11 protein-coding genes are annotated in these 16469 nt (G+C 66.9%); all 11 read left to right on the forward strand.

Translation table 11 applies throughout. The features are described from left to right. On the forward strand, positions 1 to 765 hold a 765-nt coding region (locus tag GD429_RS39060; protein WP_152865430.1), incomplete at its 5' end, for a MotA/TolQ/ExbB proton channel family protein. 20 nt (positions 766 to 785) lie between these two features. Continuing rightward, positions 786 to 1208, forward strand: a complete 423-nt coding sequence (locus GD429_RS39065) for an ExbD/TolR family protein (RefSeq protein ID WP_152865431.1) — start codon at positions 786 to 788, stop codon at positions 1206 to 1208. Positions 1209 to 1401: 193 nt separating this feature from the next. Then, positions 1402 to 1833 (forward strand): ExbD/TolR family protein, encoded by a 432-nt coding sequence (locus GD429_RS39070; protein ID WP_152865433.1) that lies wholly within the window; start codon positions 1402 to 1404, stop codon positions 1831 to 1833. Between the two features lie 16 nt (positions 1834 to 1849). Further along, positions 1850 to 3040 (forward strand): tetratricopeptide repeat protein, encoded by a 1191-nt coding sequence (locus GD429_RS39075; protein ID WP_152865435.1) that lies wholly within the window; start codon positions 1850 to 1852, stop codon positions 3038 to 3040. A gap of 303 nt (positions 3041 to 3343) precedes the next feature. Then, positions 3344 to 3919, forward strand: coding sequence for a helix-turn-helix domain-containing protein (locus tag GD429_RS39080; protein ID WP_152865437.1), 576 nt, complete (start codon positions 3344 to 3346; stop codon positions 3917 to 3919). 349 nt (positions 3920 to 4268) lie between these two features. After that, on the forward strand, positions 4269 to 7049 hold the full coding sequence (locus GD429_RS39085; RefSeq protein ID WP_152865439.1) for a TonB-dependent receptor: 2781 nt from the start codon (positions 4269 to 4271) through the stop codon (positions 7047 to 7049). Between the two features lie 243 nt (positions 7050 to 7292). Then, positions 7293 to 9215, forward strand: coding sequence for an extracellular solute-binding protein (locus GD429_RS39090; RefSeq protein ID WP_152865441.1), 1923 nt, complete (start codon positions 7293 to 7295; stop codon positions 9213 to 9215). Positions 9216 to 9227: 12 nt separating this feature from the next. Continuing rightward, on the forward strand, positions 9228 to 10280 hold the full coding sequence (locus GD429_RS39095; RefSeq protein WP_152865443.1) for a microcin C ABC transporter permease YejB: 1053 nt from the start codon (positions 9228 to 9230) through the stop codon (positions 10278 to 10280). Beyond that, positions 10234 to 11337, forward strand: coding sequence for an ABC transporter permease (locus GD429_RS39100; RefSeq protein WP_152865445.1), 1104 nt, complete (start codon positions 10234 to 10236; stop codon positions 11335 to 11337). Before GD429_RS39095 ends, GD429_RS39100 begins: the two co-directional genes overlap by 47 nt. Further along, positions 11337 to 12971 (forward strand): ABC transporter ATP-binding protein, encoded by a 1635-nt coding sequence (locus tag GD429_RS39105; protein WP_152865447.1) that lies wholly within the window; start codon positions 11337 to 11339, stop codon positions 12969 to 12971. The genes GD429_RS39100 and GD429_RS39105 overlap by 1 nt, the downstream gene beginning before the upstream one ends. Positions 12972 to 13080: 109 nt before the next feature. Further along, entirely contained in the window at positions 13081 to 16254 is a 3174-nt protein-coding gene (locus GD429_RS39110; protein WP_152865449.1) for a multidrug efflux RND transporter permease subunit, read from the forward strand. The last annotated feature ends 215 nt before the right edge of the window (positions 16255 to 16469 follow it).

Here is a 16469-nt window from a genome sequence, read left to right on the forward strand (position 1 = left end):
GCCCCGGCCCCGGCGCCGGCCGCCGCCGAGCCGGCGCCGCCGCCCGCGCCGGCCGCGACGGAAGCGGTCGAGAACCCGTACGGGCTCGGCGCGCTATGGAAGAACGGCGACTTCGTCGCACGTTTCGTGCTGATCTTGCTGGTGATCATGTCGATGGGAAGCTGGTACATCATGATCACCAAGTTCCTGGAACAGTTGCGCGCGAATCGACGCGCGAAGCTGGCGGACGCGCAGCTCTGGTCCGCGCCGTCGCTGGCCGAGGGCGCCAGGCTGCTCGACGAGGCGTCGCCGTTCCGGTTCATCGCCGAAACGGCGATCGAAGCCGGCGAGCATCACGAGGACGCGCTGCTGGAAGCGGTCGACCGCAACACGTGGATCGACGTGTCGGTCGAGCGCTCGATCACGAACGTGTCGAACCGCATGCAGGACGGGCTCGCCTTCCTGGCCACGGTGGGCTCGACGGCCCCGTTCGTGGGGCTGTTCGGCACGGTCTGGGGGATTTATCACGCGCTGACGGCGATCGGCATCGCCGGCCAGGCGTCGATCGACAAGGTCGCGGGCCCGGTGGGCGAAGCGCTCATCATGACGGCGATCGGTCTTGCCGTCGCGGTGCCGGCGGTGCTCGGCTACAACTTCCTGGTCCGGCGCAACAAGTCGGTGATGGAACGGGTCCGCAACTTCGGCGCGCAACTGCACACGGTGCTGCTGGCCGGCAACCGGCGTCCGGTGCGCGCGCCGGCGCCGGCGGCATCGCTCGCGAACTGATCGGCTGACGGAGAAGCGCGATGGCCATGAACGTCGGGCAGGACGATAGCGACGAGGTGATCGCCAACATCAACACGACGCCGCTCGTCGACGTGATGCTGGTGTTGCTGATCATCTTCCTGATCACGATTCCGGTCGTGACGCACACGATCCAGCTTCAGCTTCCGAAGGAGACGGTGCAGCCGCTGCAGACGACGCCGAAAAGCATCGAGATCGCGGTGAACCGCGACGGCGATTTGTTCTGGGGCGAGCAACTGGTGGACGCGCCGACGCTGCTCGCGAAGCTGAAGGACGTGTCGCAGCAGCAGCCGCAGCCGAGCGTTCACGTGCGGGGCGACCAGAACACGCGCTACGAGTTCATCGGCCGGGTGGTCACGATGTGCGAGCGCGCGGGGATCGCGAAGCTGTCGTTCATTACGGAGCCGCCCGCGCGCGGCGGATAGCCGCGCACGGGAATGGCTGTGAGGCATGGGGATGGAGTAAGTGTGCCGGCCGACACGAGCGCGATAGTACGAACGCTGATCGACCGCAAAGCACGGGATCAGAGGCGAAACACGGGGCTGGAATAAGTGCTGAAGCACCAACTCCAGCCGACATAAGCGCTGAAGCGCCAACGCTGATCGACAGGAGTCGACGATGGGTATGAACGTGCCTTCGGGCGGAGGCAATGCGGAACCGGACGTGATGGTCGACATCAACACCACGCCGCTGATCGACGTGATGCTGGTGTTGCTGATCATGCTGATCATCACGATCCCGATTCAAATGCATTCGGTGAAGATGGACTTGCCGGTGGGCAATCCGCCGCCGCCGGCAACGCCGCCGGAAATCGTGCAGATCGACATCGATTTCGACGGCACGACGACGTGGAACGGCGCGCCGGTGCCGGACCGCGCGGCGCTCGAGGCGAAACTGACCCAGGTGGCGGCGGAACCCGTGCAGGCGGAGATCCATCTGCGGCCCAACAAGCTGGTGCCGTACAAGGACGTGGCGACCGTGCTGGCGTCCGCGCAACGCGTGGGCGCGACCAAGATCGGCCTGATCGGTAACGAACAGTTCATGCAATGACGAAACGGACGAGCCGATGAACCAGCGACGATGGAAACGGATGATGGCGGTGACGGCACTCGGCGCGGCATGCATGCTCGGCCGGCCGGCGCTGCCGGCGGACGCGCTGCGGCCGGACGTGGCGAAACCGTTGGCGGCGGCGCAGGAGCTGTACCGGGCGCACAAGTATCGCGACGCGCTCGGCAAGATCGCGCAGGCGGCCGCCGTCCCCAACCGGACGCCGTACGAAACGTACATGGTGGAAGAGATGCGCGGTGCGGCGGCGATGGCGGCAGGCGACTCGGGCACGGCCGCGCAAGCCTACGAGGCCGTACTGAACTCGGGGCGGCTGTCGGGCGAGGACGAGCGGCGGACCACGGCGGCGCTGGCCGGCATCTACTTCCAGCAGAGGAACTACCCGCTGGCGATCCGGACCGCGCAGCGCTACCTGAAGGCAGGCGGAACGGATCCGGAAATGCGCACGCTGCTCACGCAGTCGTATTACCTGTCGAACGATTGCGCGCCGGTCGTGAGCCAGTTGAAGGCGAGCACGGACGCGCAGGCGAACGGCGGACACGCACCGGACGAAGGGCAGTTGCAGATGCTCGCGACGTGCGCTCAGAAAGTGAAGGACGGCAGCGCGTACCGCGGTGCGCTAGGGCTGCTGGTGGCCTACCACCCGAGCCCCGCGTACTGGGACGAAATGGTCACGGCCATTCGCGGCAACCCCGGGTATCTGTCGTCGCTCGACCTCGACATCTACCGGCTGCGCAGGGCGACGGGGTCGCTCGCGACGGCCGACGCGTACATGGAGATGACGCAGCTCGCGCTGGTTGCGGGATCGCCGGCCGAAGGCAAGCAGGTGATCGATCAGGGGTTCGCATCCGGCGTACTCGGCAAGGACGCGCAGGCGGACCGCGAGAAGCGGCTGCAGGCGCTCGCCGCCAAGCGCGCGCAACCGGGCGGGGACGCCGCGACGCCGGCGGCGCCGATCGACGCGGGCATGAACCTCGTCTTCGCGGGCCATGCGCAGCAGGGTTTGCCGATGATGGAGCAGGCGATCGCGAAGGGCGGGCTCGAGCATCCCGACGCGGCGCGACTGCGGCTCGGCGAGGCGTATTACGTGGCCGGCCAGAAGGCGCATGCGGTCCAGGTGCTGCGCACGGTCAAGGGATCGGACGGTTCAGGCGACCTGGCAAAGCTCTGGACGGCGGTGGCATCCCGGTAACGGCAACGGAAAGGCGCGACGGCGCGCGGCGCGGGCGCGGTCGACAAGCGGCGTGCCGCCGCGACAGTACTAGTGCTTGACGATCACGTCCGACGAGGAAAAGGGGCAGCCTTGTTAGTTAGTAAACCGAATGAAATATACGAAGGCTGAACAGCGATGCAGCGACGATGCCGCGCTGCGCCGCGCACCGCTTGCACGCAGCGGCAGCGCGCGGCCGCGTATCGCGCCGGGCCGGTTGCGTCACCGCATCGGCCAATGGTTGCAGACATCAAACCGATTTCGACTGCGAGGCTCCGACTTTCCATGGTTTTGCCCCCTGATGAGTCGGTGCTCGTCGCCGTGTCGCTAGGCAACAAGATCCGGGCGCTGCGCCATCGCCTGAAACTCACGCTGGACGAAACGGCCACGATCGCCGGCATTTCGAAACCGTTCCTGTCGCAGGTCGAGCGCGGGCGGGCAACGCCGTCGATCACGTCGCTGGTCCGGATCGCAAAGGCGCTGGGCGTGACGATGCAGTACTTCATCGACACGCCGACGGAAGCGCGCTCGGTGTGCCGCGGGAACGCGCTGCAGTATTTCCAGTTCGCGAACTCGGCCAGCCTGTTCGCCAGGCTGACGAATCCGGCGGATGGCCGCAAGCTCGACGCGATTCTCGTCAGGATGCCGGCGGGGCAGCCGCCGTCCGAAGTGACGACGCATGCGGGCGAGGAGTTCGTCTATGTGATGCGCGGGCAGGTCGCGCTGACGCTCGAGGATTGCACGTTCACGCTGAACCAGGGCGATACCGCGCATTACGAATCGACGATGCCGCATGCGTGGCACAACACGGCCGACGAAGAGGCGGTGATCGTCTGGGTCGGCACGCCGAGGCTGTTCTAGCGGGGCGGCCGGCGCTGCGCGTCGCGATGAAGGAGAAGTACCCGATCGACGGCGGATGGCACGCGGCACGGCGCGCGAGATGTTCTCGTCGCCGGCAGGACTCGCCATCCATCGAATCGGGAGGTAGCAGGAAGTGCGCTCAATGTAGGTAATTAGCATGGCGAATAAAAATCAAGAAAGACGGTGATGCTGACTGGCACGGGTGCCCCGAGGCCGATCCGTTCGAATCAAGGCAGTCGGAAGAGTGGCAATCGCGGGTTCCGCTACACGGGCACCCAGGACGCGCAAGGAATTCACAAGGTTCCGGCGCACAGCAGGTGGGGTCTTACTACGAGCGAGAGGGAACAAGATGAAGCAGAGAGTTTTGGCGTTGGCCATCAAGAGGATAGTCTGGGCGGAACTGGCGCTGACGGCCGCACTGGTGCCGCCGGCGTTCGCCCAGAGCCAGCCGGCGCCGGGCGCCGTCGCGATCGCGGATGCGGTTGCGAACGGTGCGCCCGTGACCGTCGCACAGGCAGGCGACACCACGGGCGCCGCGGCGCCCGTGGCTGCATCCGGTGCGACAGCCGATGCGACACCCGCCGCACCCGGCGCGAACGGGCAGGGCAAGGTCGCGCAGATCAAGCGGTTCGAAGTGACGGGCTCGCTGATCCGGCAGGCCGACAAGACCGGTTTCCAGCAGGTGCAGACGATCACGCCGAAGGAAATCCAGAGCAGCGGCGCGGTGACCGTCGCCGACTTCCTGCGCGATGCGGCGGCCAACTCGGCGAACAGTTGGGGCGAGGGGCAATCGGGCAACTTCGCGGCCGGCGCCGCCGGCATTGCGCTGCGCGGCCTGTCCGAAAAATACACGCTCGTGTTGATCGACGGCCAGCGCGTGGCGCCGTACGCATTCTTCTCGAACAGCGTCGATTCGTTCTTCGACCTCAATACGCTGCCGCTCAACGACATCGAGCGCATCGAAATCGTGAAGACGGGCGCCGTCTCGCAATACGGTTCGGACGCGATCGGCGGTGTCGTCAACATCATCACGAAACACAATTTCCGCGGCCTGCAGCTCGACGGCAGCCTCGGCAGCGCGATCAACGCCGGCAACGGCGACGGGACGATGAAGTTCGGCGTGCTCGGCGGCTTCGGCGACCTGAACGCCGACCGCTTCAACGTGACGGCGGCGCTCAGCTACTACAAGTCGAACGGCTTCACGCTCGCCGACCGCGATTCGACCCGCAACCAGGACTTCACGGGCAAGCCGGGCGGTTTCTCGCTGCTCGCGCCGTCCTACTGGAACATGCCCGGCGGCGTCGCGCAGGCGTTGAACGGGGGCTGTCCGTTCGGCGGCTCGGTGCATCCGGCCGCGTCGAATTCGCTGTCGGCCGGGATGCCGGGCACGGTCTGCGCGTACAACACGGCCGAAAGCACGTCGATCCTGCCGATGACCGAGCGCCTGAACGCGAAGCTCCATGCCGACTTCAAGATCGACGACAAGACGACCGCGTTCGCCGATTTCCTCGAGAGCTACAACACGACCACGACCAACGACGGCCTGTGGAACAACGTGATCGGCAACCCGCAGAGCCCGGCGCTCGTCTGGAATCCGCAGACGAAGCTGCTGTCGCCGTTCAACTTCGTGGTGCCGGTCAGCAACCCGTACAACACGACAGGCGCGGCCACGCCGCTCACCTACGCGTTTCCGAACACGGTCGCTCAGAAGACCTGGGCCAACTACTGGCGCGCGGCCGCCGGCATCAAGGGGTCGTTTACGCTGCCGTACGGTGACTGGGACTGGGCGACGTCGGTCAGCCATTCGCAGAGCACGGTGTCGAACGTGTTCACGAACCAGCTGAACGTCAACGCGCTGAACAACATCTACCAGAACGGCACGCTGAACTTCGCGAACCCGGCGGCGACGCCGAACGCGTTCAACGGGCTGTTCCAGGAAGCGAACAACCTCGGCATCTCGAAGCTCGATACGATCGACGCGACGCTGTCGACGCCGAACCTGTTCCATCTGCCGGCAGGCGACGTCGGCATCGGCTTCGGCGCGCAGTTCACGCACCAGAGCGAAGTGCTGACGCCGGGCTCGGAATACCTGAGCGGGGCGGTCGTCACGCCGGACCTGGAGACGGTGAACGGCCAGCGCAACGTCGCGGCCGTCTATTACCAGATCAACGTGCCGATCCTCGAGAACCTGACGTTCAGCCAGGCGGGCCGCTACGATCACTACACGGACGTGGGCGGCGCCTTCTCGCCGCGCTTTGCGTTGCGCTACCAGCCGATCAAGGCGCTCACGCTGTATACGTCGTACAACCGCGGCTTCCGCGCGCCGACCTTCGTCGAGGACAGCAAGTCGCAGACGCTCGGCATCCAGGTCGACCCGGCCACCGGCCAGAACTACACGTCGATCACCGTCGGCAACCCGAACCTCGCGCCGGAACGCACGCGCAACTTCAACATCGGCTTCCAGGTCTCGCCGAGCCGCTACACGGATATCGGCTTCGACTGGTACAAGATCCGCATCGACAACGTGATCGGCCAGGGCAAGCCGTCGCAGGTCGTGACGGACCCGACGACGGGCCAGTTGTTGTACAAGGTGATCCCGTATCAGAACCTCGGCTACCTCGACACGAACGGCTTCGAAGGCACGTTCCGCCAGGGGCTGCCGCTCAAGGGCTGGGGCACGGTCACGCTGTCGGGTGACTGGGCGTACATCAACAGCTACAAGATCGGCTTCCCGGGCGGCGCACCGGTGAACGGCGCGGGCAACAACTTCACGATCACGCAGCCGTTCGGCGGCAGCTTCCCGCGCTGGCGCGGCAACACGACGCTGGACTGGAACTACCGCAAGTTCGATGCGGCGCTGACGTGGCAGTTCACGGGGCCATACGCGCAGAACCTGCTGCCGGCGCCCGCGCCGTCGAAGGTCGGTTCGTACAGCCAGTTCAACCTGATGCTGACGTACACGGGCTTCAAGAACTGGACGATCTACGGCGGCATCGACAACATCTTCAACCGCACGCCGCCGTACGACCCGATCTTCGCGAACGGCACGCTGGACCAGAGCGGGTACGACACGTCGGTGTATTCGTATATCGGCCGGTTCGCGCAGATCGGCGCGCAGTACAAGTTCTGACGACGATCGCGATGCACTGACAGGCTTTAGACCGGCCGCTCCACGTCCACACCTCCCCTTTCCATGGAGCGGCCTTTTTTTCGCCTGGCGCCACGACGGTCCGCAATCGGGCCGCGCGACGGCTCGGCTTGTCGGATCGTTTGCAGCACGAACAACCAGCGGGACGCGGGCGGCATGCTGCGTCCGGCACGGGCATCGACCGCGCGCAGGCATCGCGCCCGCACGCTTCCGGACAGACTGACCATGACACTGTTGAAATGGCGATGGGCACGTGTGCGGCGCCGCGCGCGCCGGATGCGCACGCACGGGCAAATGCGCAACGGCACGCGCGCCGTGCTGCTCGCATGCGCGGCGCTGCTCGTGTCGGGCGGCGCCTTGCCACGGGCCGCGCTCGCGGTGTCGGCGATTTCGCAATACGACCAGCCGAAATATCCGCCGGACTTCACGCATTTCGACTACGCGGATGTGAATGCGCCGGACACCGGCACGCTGAATTTCGAAAACTACGACGAAGCGCAAAGCTACGACTCGCTGAATCCGTTCCTCGTGCGCGGCTCGCCCGCGCCGGACATCAAGAACCTGATGTTCGACACGCTGATGCAGCGCAGCTGGGACGAACTCGCGTCCGAATACGCGCTGATCGCCGACGACGTCGAGGTCGCGCCGGACCGGCTGTCGGCTACGTTCCACCTCAACCCGGCCGCGCGCTTCTCGAACGGCGACGCGATCACCGCGGCTGACGTCAAGTATTCGTTCGACACGCTGACGAGCCCGCAGGCGTCGCCGATCCACAACGCGCAGTTCTCGATCATCAAGCGCGCGGTGGTGGTCGACGCGAGGACGATCCGCTTCGAATTCAAGCACGCGGAGCGCGACGCGGCGCTGATCGCGGGCGATCTGCCGGTGTTCTCGCCGAAATGGGGGCAACGCGCGGACGGCACGCACCCGCCGTTCGACCAGATCGCGACCGTGCCGCCGATCGCGAGCGGTCCCTACCTGATCGAGCAGCGCAGGAACGACAAGCAGATCAGCTACGTGCGCAACCCGCATTACTGGGCCGCGAACCTGCCGTCGCGGCGCGGGATGTTTCGCTTCGCCCGCGTGTCGTTCAAGCTGTACCTGGACCAGTACACGTCGCTCGAGGCGTTCAAGGCCGGCGATGTCGACGCGCGCATGGAATACAGCTCGACGCAGTGGGCGCGCAAGTACGTCGGCAAGAATTTTCGCAACGGCATGCTGAAGAAGGGGGAATTCCGGGACGGCCCCGCGCAGATGCAGGGTTTCCTGATGAACATGCGCAAGCCGATGTTCCAGGACGTGCGCGTGCGGCATGCGCTCGCGCTGGCGTTCGACTTCGACTGGATGAGCCGGATGATGTTCTACGGGCAATACCGCCGCACCAGCAGTTTCTGGGAGGCGAGCCCGTTCGCGGCGTCCGGCGTGCCGAGCGCCGGGGAGCTCGCGCTGCTCGAGCCCTACCGGTCGACACTGCCGCCGGCGGTGTTCGGCCCGATGGTCGGCCAGCCGTCGACGCTGCCGCCCGGCTCGCTGCGCGCGAACCTGAAGGAAGCGCGCGACCTGCTCGCGCAGGCCGGCTGGCACTACCGCGACGGTGCGCTGCGCGATGCAAACGGCACGCCGATGACGATCGAGATCATCGACGACCAGCCCGGCATGGATCGCCTGATCCTGCCGTACACGCAGGCGCTCGCGACGCTCGGCATCCACGCGTACCTGCACGAGATCGACAGCGCGGTCTACCTGAAGCGGCTCGACAATTTCGAGTACGACATGACGACGTACATCTACCTGCCCGTGACGATCCCGGGCACGGAGCTGACGCGCCGTTTCGGCAGCGCGGCCGCATCGCAGCCGGGCTCCGAGAACTATCCGGGCGTGAAGTCGAAGGCCGTCGATGCGCTGATCCGCGCGGCGCTCGCGGCCGACACGCTCGACGATCTCGAGACGGCCACGCACGCGCTCGACCGCGTGCTGATCAACCTGTACGCACTGATCCCGCAGTACTACCTGCCGAACGCGCGGATCGCGTACAAGGCGACGCTCGGCCATCCGGCGATCGTACCGGACTCCTATCAATACGAGGACTGGATCATCGACTACTGGTACGTGAAGAAGCCGGCGGCGCAACCCGCTCCGGCGGCCTGACGGGGAGCGACGATGCTGGCATACATATTCAGGCGGCTGCTGCTGATGATCCCGACGCTGGTCGGGGTGGTGACGATCACGTTCGCGGTCACGCAGTTCGTGCCGGGCGGCCCGGTGGAGCAGGTGCTCGCGCAGTTGCGCCACGGCAGTGCACGCGGAGGCGAGGCGGGCGGAGGCGGGGGCGGCTACCACGGCAGCCAGGGCGTCGATCCGCAGCAGATCGAGCAGATCCGCAAGCAGTTCGGCTTCGACAAGCCGCCGCTCGAGCGCTATCTGCTGATGCTGAAAAGCTATGCGACGTTCGACCTCGGCCAGTCCTACTTCGCGCACCGCAGCGTGTGGGCGGTGATCCGGTCGAAGCTGCCGGTCTCGATCACGCTCGGGCTGTGGACGGTGATCCTCACGTATCTCGTGTCGGTACCGCTCGGCATCGCGAAGGCGGTGCGCAACGGCTCGCGGTTCGACACCGTGACGAGCGTGCTGGTGCTGACCGGCTACGCGGTGCCGGGTTTCGTGCTCGGCGTGCTGCTGCTGATGCTGTTCGGCGGCGGCACGTTCTGGCAGGTGTTTCCGATGCGCGGGCTCACGTCGGACAACTTCGACGACCTGACGCTGATCGGCAAGACGCTCGACTATCTGTGGCACATCGTGATGCCGGTGACGGCGTCGGTGATCGGCAATTTCGCGATCGTCACGATCCTGACGAAGAACACGTTCCTCGAGGAAATCGGCCGGCAGTACGTGCTGACCGCGCGCGCGAAGGGCGCGCCGGAGCGCGACGTGCTGTGGAAGCACGTGCTGCGCAATGCGGCGATCCCGCTGCTCACCGGGCTGCCGGCGGCGTTCGTCGGCGCGTTCCTGAACGGCAACCTGCTGATCGAGACGCTGTTCTCGCTCGACGGGATGGGGCAACTGTCGTACGACTCGGTGATCCGCCGCGACTATCCGGTCGTGCTCGGCTCGCTGTTCCTGTTCACCCTGATCGGTCTGCTGACCAAGCTCATCGCGGATATCTGCTATGCCGTCGTCGACCCCCGTATCCAGTTCGGCCGCCTGGACCGCTGATCCCGCGTGCGCGCCGTCGCCGTCGCCGTGGCGGCGCACGTGGCAGCGCTTTCGCGCGCAGCCGCTCGGCTATGCAGGCCTCGTGATCTTCGCGGCGCTGTTCGCGCTCAGCCTGTGTGCGGACGGCCTGTCGAACGACCGGCCGCTGCTCGTGCGCTACGACGGGCACTATTATTTTCCGATCGCGAAGGACTATCCGGAGACCGCGTTCGGCGGCGACTTTCCCGCCAGGACGAACTATCTCGATCCGTACATGCGCGCGAAGCTCGAGTCGCACGGCAATTTCGCGATCTATCCGCCGAATCGCTATCGCTACGACACGATCGACTATTTCGCGTCGCGGCCGTATCCGGCGCCGCCGTCGTCGAGCAACTGGCTCGGCACCGACCAGTTCGGGCGCGACGTGCTCGCGCGGCTGCTGTACGGGTTCCGGCTGTCGGTGCTGATGGCGTTCGCGCTGACCGTGTCGGGGGTGCTGGTCGGCGTGCTGACGGGCGCGCTGCAGGGCTTCTACGGCGGCCGCACCGACCTGGTCGGGCAGCGCCTGATCGAGATCTGGAGCGCGCTGCCGGACCTGTACCTGCTGATCATCTTCGCGTCGATCTTCACGCCGTCGCTGTGGCTGCTGTTCATCCTGCTGTCGATGTTCGGCTGGCTCGTGCTGTCCGATTACGTGCGCGCCGAATTCCTGCGCAACCGCATGCTCGACTACGTCAAAGCGGCGCGCACGATGGGGCTGACGAATGCGCAGATCATGTGGCGCCACGTGCTGCCGAACAGCCTCACGCCGGTGATCACGTTCCTGCCGTTCCGGATGAGCGCCGCGATCCTGTCGCTGACGAGCCTCGATTTCCTGGGCCTCGGCGTGCAGCCGCCGACGCCGAGCCTGGGCGAGCTGCTTCAGGAGGGCAAGAACAACCTCGACGCGTGGTGGATCTCGATCTCCGCGTTCGCGGCACTGGTGGTGACGCTGCTGCTGCTGACCTTCATGGGCGATGCGCTGCGCAACGCGCTCGACACGCGCTCGCGCGGCTCGGCGTTCGGCGGGGGGCGATGATGACGAACGCGTTGCTGCAGATCGACGGGTTTTCGGCGCGCTTCGGCGCGAAGGCGGCCGTGCAGGACCTGTGTTTGTCGATCGGCCGCGGTGAGCGCGTGGCGCTCGTCGGCGAATCGGGGTCGGGCAAGAGCGTGACGGCACTGTCGATACTGCGCCTCGCGCAGCAGGCGACGCTGTCGGGACGGATGCTGTTCGACGGCGAGGACCTGCTCGCGAAGACCGAACAGCAGATGCGCGGGATTCGCGGCGCCGACATCGCGATGGTGTTCCAGGAACCGATGACCGCGCTGAATCCGCTGTATACGATCGGCAAGCAGATCGCCGAGAGCCTGAGGCTGCACGAGGGGCTGCGGCCGGGCGACGCGCGTGAGCGGGGGATCGCGCTGCTGCGGCGCACCGGTATCCCGGAGCCGGAGCGGCGCATCGACAGCTTTCCGCATCAGTTGTCGGGCGGGCAGCGGCAGCGCGCGATGATCGCGATGGCGCTGGCGTGCCGGCCGCGGCTGTTGCTGGCGGACGAGCCGACGACGGCGCTCGACGTGACGGTGCGTCAGCAGATCGTCGATCTGCTGATCGAACTGCAGGAGCAGGAGGCGGCCGCGCGCGGGATGGCCGTGCTGCTGATCACGCACGACCTGAATCTCGTGCGGCGCTTCGCCCAGCGCGTGGCCGTGATGGAGCGGGGCGTGCTCGTGGAGACGAATACGACCGACGCGCTGTTCGCCGCGCCTCAGCACGCTTATACGCGCCGGCTGCTCGACAGCGCGCCGCAGCGGGGCGTCGAGCCGGTCGCGGCCGGTGCGCAGACGATCCTCGACGTGCAGGGCCTCGCCGTCGACTACCGCATCGCGGCGAAGGGCTGGCGCGCGATGCTGGGCAAGACGACGTTCCGGGCCGTGCACGACGTGACGCTGAACCTGCGGCGCGGCGAAACGCTCGGGATCGTCGGCGAGTCGGGTTCGGGGAAATCGACGCTGGCGGCGACGGTGCTCGGCCTGCAGCGGCCGGCGGCCGGCTCGATCGAGATCGACGGCATGCCGCTGGAAGCGCTGCGGACGACGGGCGGCCGGCGCGCGTTGTACGGCAGGATGCAGGTCGTGTTCCAGGACCCGTTCGGCTCGCTGTCGCCGCGGATGACGGTCGAGCAGATCGTCGGCGAGGGGTTCGCCGTGCACCGGCCGCAGGTGGCCGGGGACGCGCGGCGCGCGCGGATCGCCGCGCTGCTTCAGGAGGTCGGCCTGTCGGCCGAGTCGATGCTGCGTTATCCGAATGAATTCTCCGGCGGCCAGCGGCAGCGGATCGCGATCGCGCGCGCGCTGGCGGTGGAGCCGGAACTGCTGGTGCTGGACGAACCGACGAGCGCGCTCGACGTGTCGATCCAGAAGCAGGTGCTGAATCTGCTGACGAATCTGCAAAGGAAGTACGAACTGAGCTACCTGTTCATCACGCACGATCTCGCGGTGATGCGTGCGATGGCCCACCGGGTCGTCGTGATGAAGGCGGGGCGCGTGGTCGAGGAGGGCGATACGCTCGACGTGCTGCATGCGCCGTCCCATCCGTATACACGCGCACTGCTTGCGTCGTCGATGCCGGCTCCGGTGCGCGGCCCGCAAGAGAAAACCGATGATTGACGTGAACCGGGCGAAGCACGCCCAGGCCCACGCGCCGCGCGGCGGTGCCGACGCTGATGCCATCGTGCGGCCCCGCGCCGCAACGCCGGCGGTTCGCTGACCCATGTCGATGCCGTCGTTCTTCATCGATCGTCCCGTCTTTGCGTGGATCGTTGCGCTCGCAATCGTCGTCGCGGGCGTGCTCGCGATTCCGCAGCTTCCGATCGCGCAATATCCGCGCCTCGCGCCGCCGCGGGTCGTGATCACGGCCGCGTATCCGGGCGCGTCGACCGAGACGGTCGACGGCGACGTCGGCAGCATCATCGAGGAGAGCCTCGACGGCGCCGACGGGCTGCTGTACTACGAGACGAGCAGCGACGGTCACGGGAACCTCGAGATCGACGTGACGTTTTCGCCGGGCACCGATCCGGACATCGCGCTCGTCGACGTGAACAACCGGCTGAAGCAGGTCGAGTCGCGCTTGCCGCAGCAGGTCGTCCAGCAGGGGATCGGCGTATTCAAGGCGGCGAACACGTTCCTGATGCTCGTCACACTGACATCGACCGACGGCACGCGCGATTCCGCTCAGCTCGGCGATTACCTGAACCGCTACGTGCTGCGCGAACTGAAGCGTGCGCCGGGCGTCGGCGCGGCCGAGCTGTGGGACGCCGACGAGGCGCTGCGGGTCTGGCTCGATCCGCACAAGCTGCGCGAATACGGCGTCGGCGCCGACGACGTGATCGCGGCGATCGGCACGCAGAACGCGACGGTGACGGCCGGTGCGATCGGCGATGCGCCGTTCCCGGGCGGCCAGCAGCTCACCGCGTCGATCGTCGTCAAGGGGCAGCTGGCGTCGCCGGACGAGTTCGGCCGGATCGTGCTGAAGTCGAAGCCGGACGGTTCGGCGGTGCGCGTCGCCGACGTCGCGCGGGTCGAAATCGGCCGCGACGACTATTCGTTCTATTCGCGGCTGAACGGCCGGCCGGCGGCCACCGTCGGCATCCAGCTCGGCCCGCGCGGCAACGCGCTCGAAACGTCGAACGCGATCCGCGCGCGGCTCGCCGAGTTGTCGAGGGTGTTGCCGCCGGGCGTGGCGATCGAGATTCCGTTCGACGGCGCGCATTTCGTGACGATCGCGATCCGGGAGGTCGTGCTGACGCTCGTCGAGGCAGTCGTGCTGGTGTTCTGCGTGATGTGGCTGTTCCTGCGCGACCTGCGTTACACGCTGGTGCCGACCGTCGTGATTCCCGTCACGCTGATGGGCGCGTTCGTCGCGATGTGGGTGTTCGGACTGTCGATCAACGTGTTCACGATGTTCGGTCTCGTGCTGGCGATCGGCATTCTCGTCGACGACGCGATCGTCGTCGTCGAGAGCGTGCACCGGGTGATGGAGGAGGGCGTGTCGCCGCGCGACGCCACGCGCCGGGCAATGAAGCGGATCGGCAGTGCGATCGTCGGCGTGACCGCGGTGCTGACCGCCGTATTCGTGCCGATGGCGTTCTTTCCGGGCACCGTCGGCGGCATCTACCGGCAGTTCGCGGTGGCGATGATCGCGTCGATGCTGGTGTCGTCGTTCATGGCGCTGTCGCTCACGCCCGCGCTGTGCGCGAACCTGCTGAAGCCGGTTGCACGACACGACGGCGGAGCCGGCCGCGCGCGGCGACGTGGCATCGACGCGCGCCTGGCCGACCGGTTCGGTGCGGCGTTCGCGCGCGTCGAAACCGGTTATCGCCGCATCGCCGTGATCGCCGTGCGCCGCACCGGCCTGGTCGCGGCGGTTTACGCCGCGCTCGTGATCGCATGCGGGCTGCTGTACTGGATGATGCCGGGCGGCTTCCTGCCGACCGAGGACCAGGGGCAACTGCAGGTGATGATCCAGTTGCCGGCGGGCGCCACGCAGGCGCGCACGCTCGCGGTCGTCGAGCGTGTCGAGGCGATCCTGCGCGCGGAGCCGGCGATCGCGAACGTGACGAGCGTGATCGGCTGGAGTTTCGCGGGCAGCGGGCAGAACGTCGGGATGGCGTTCGTGGAGCTGAAGGACTGGGCGCAGCGCGACGTCGAGGCGATGGCGTTGCGCGACCGGCTCAACGGGCGTTTCGGCACGATCCTCGACGGCGACGTCGAGGCGTCGCTGCCGCCTTCGGTGCGCGGCATCGGGCATTCCGACGGATTCACGTTCCGGCTCGAGGATCGGGGCGGCGTCGGGCTCGACGCGTTGAAGGCGGCTCGCGAGCAGCTGTCCGAGCGCGCGAAGGCGGATCCGTTGCTCGCCGCGGTGCATTTCGAGGACCTGCCGGACGCGCCGCGTATCGAACTCGATGTCGATCGCGCGAAGGCGTATGCGCTCGGCGTACCGTTCGAGCGGATCGCGGGCCTCCTGGGCGGCACGTTCGGCTCGAACTACATCAACGATTTTCCGGCATCGGGCCGGATGCGGCGGGTGATCATCGAGGCCGACCCGGTCGCACGCGCGACCGATGCGCAACTGATGGCGCTGACGGTGCCGAACCGCACCGGCGACATGGTGCCGCTGTCGGCCATCGCAGCGCCGCACTGGACGATCGGCCCGGTGATGCTGAATCGTTACAACGGTTATCCGTCGCTCGACATCAGCGGCCGGGCGGCGGCCGGCACGAGTTCCGGCGCGGCGATGGCTGAGATGGAGCGGCTCGCCGGTGCGCTGCCGGCCGGGATCGGTTTCGACTGGGTCGATGCGGCGCGCGAGGAGCAGGTTGCCGCGCGGCAAACGCCGCTGCTCGTCGGGTTGTCGGTGCTCGCGGTGTTCATGGCGCTTGCCGCGCTGTACGAAAGCTGGTCGATTCCGCTGTCCGTGCTGACGATCGTGCCGCTCGGCATGATCGGCGCGATTGCGGCGGCGCTCGCGCGCGGCATGCCGAACGACGTGTACTTCAAGGTCGGGATGATCACCGTGGTCGGGCTGGCGGCGAAGAACGCGATCCTGATCGTGCAGTACGCGCGCGATCTGGCCGGGCGCGGCGTGCCGCTGCGGCAGGCGGTGATCGACGCGGCCGCCGCGCGATTCCGGCCGATCGTGATGACGTCGATGGCGTTTTTGCTCGGGGTCGTGCCGCTCGTGCTGGCGACGGGCGCTGGTGCGGAAAGCCGACGGTCGATTGGCACGGGTGCGTTCGGGGGTGTGCTTGCCGCGACGATGTTCGGGCTCGTGTTCGCGCCGGTGGCGTTTCGGGTTGTCGCGTCCGTGGGCTGGCGTGGCCGGCACGTTGCGATGACGAGGCGCGAGGCGCGGCGGGCGGAAACAGTTGGGGATCTGGAGGTGGATTGATGGTCGCGGAGGGTTGTTGGCGGCGGAATCAGGGGTTTGGGGACGTGAATATCGTATTTGACATAATCAAGATTATCGAGGTTAAGTTTTGTAGTAGCTTTTTAGAAATGTCGTGTTCTGGCTACTTAGAAATGTCGTGTTTTGACCTCGGTATGCTGGCCGGTTCTTTGCGGGACCACGGAGCCGGCCATGTATCCAGGTGCACTGGTGACACT

Source organism: Burkholderia sp. BE17 (assembly GCF_009362305.1).
Taxonomy (GTDB): domain Bacteria; phylum Pseudomonadota; class Gammaproteobacteria; order Burkholderiales; family Burkholderiaceae; genus Burkholderia; species Burkholderia pyrrocinia_C.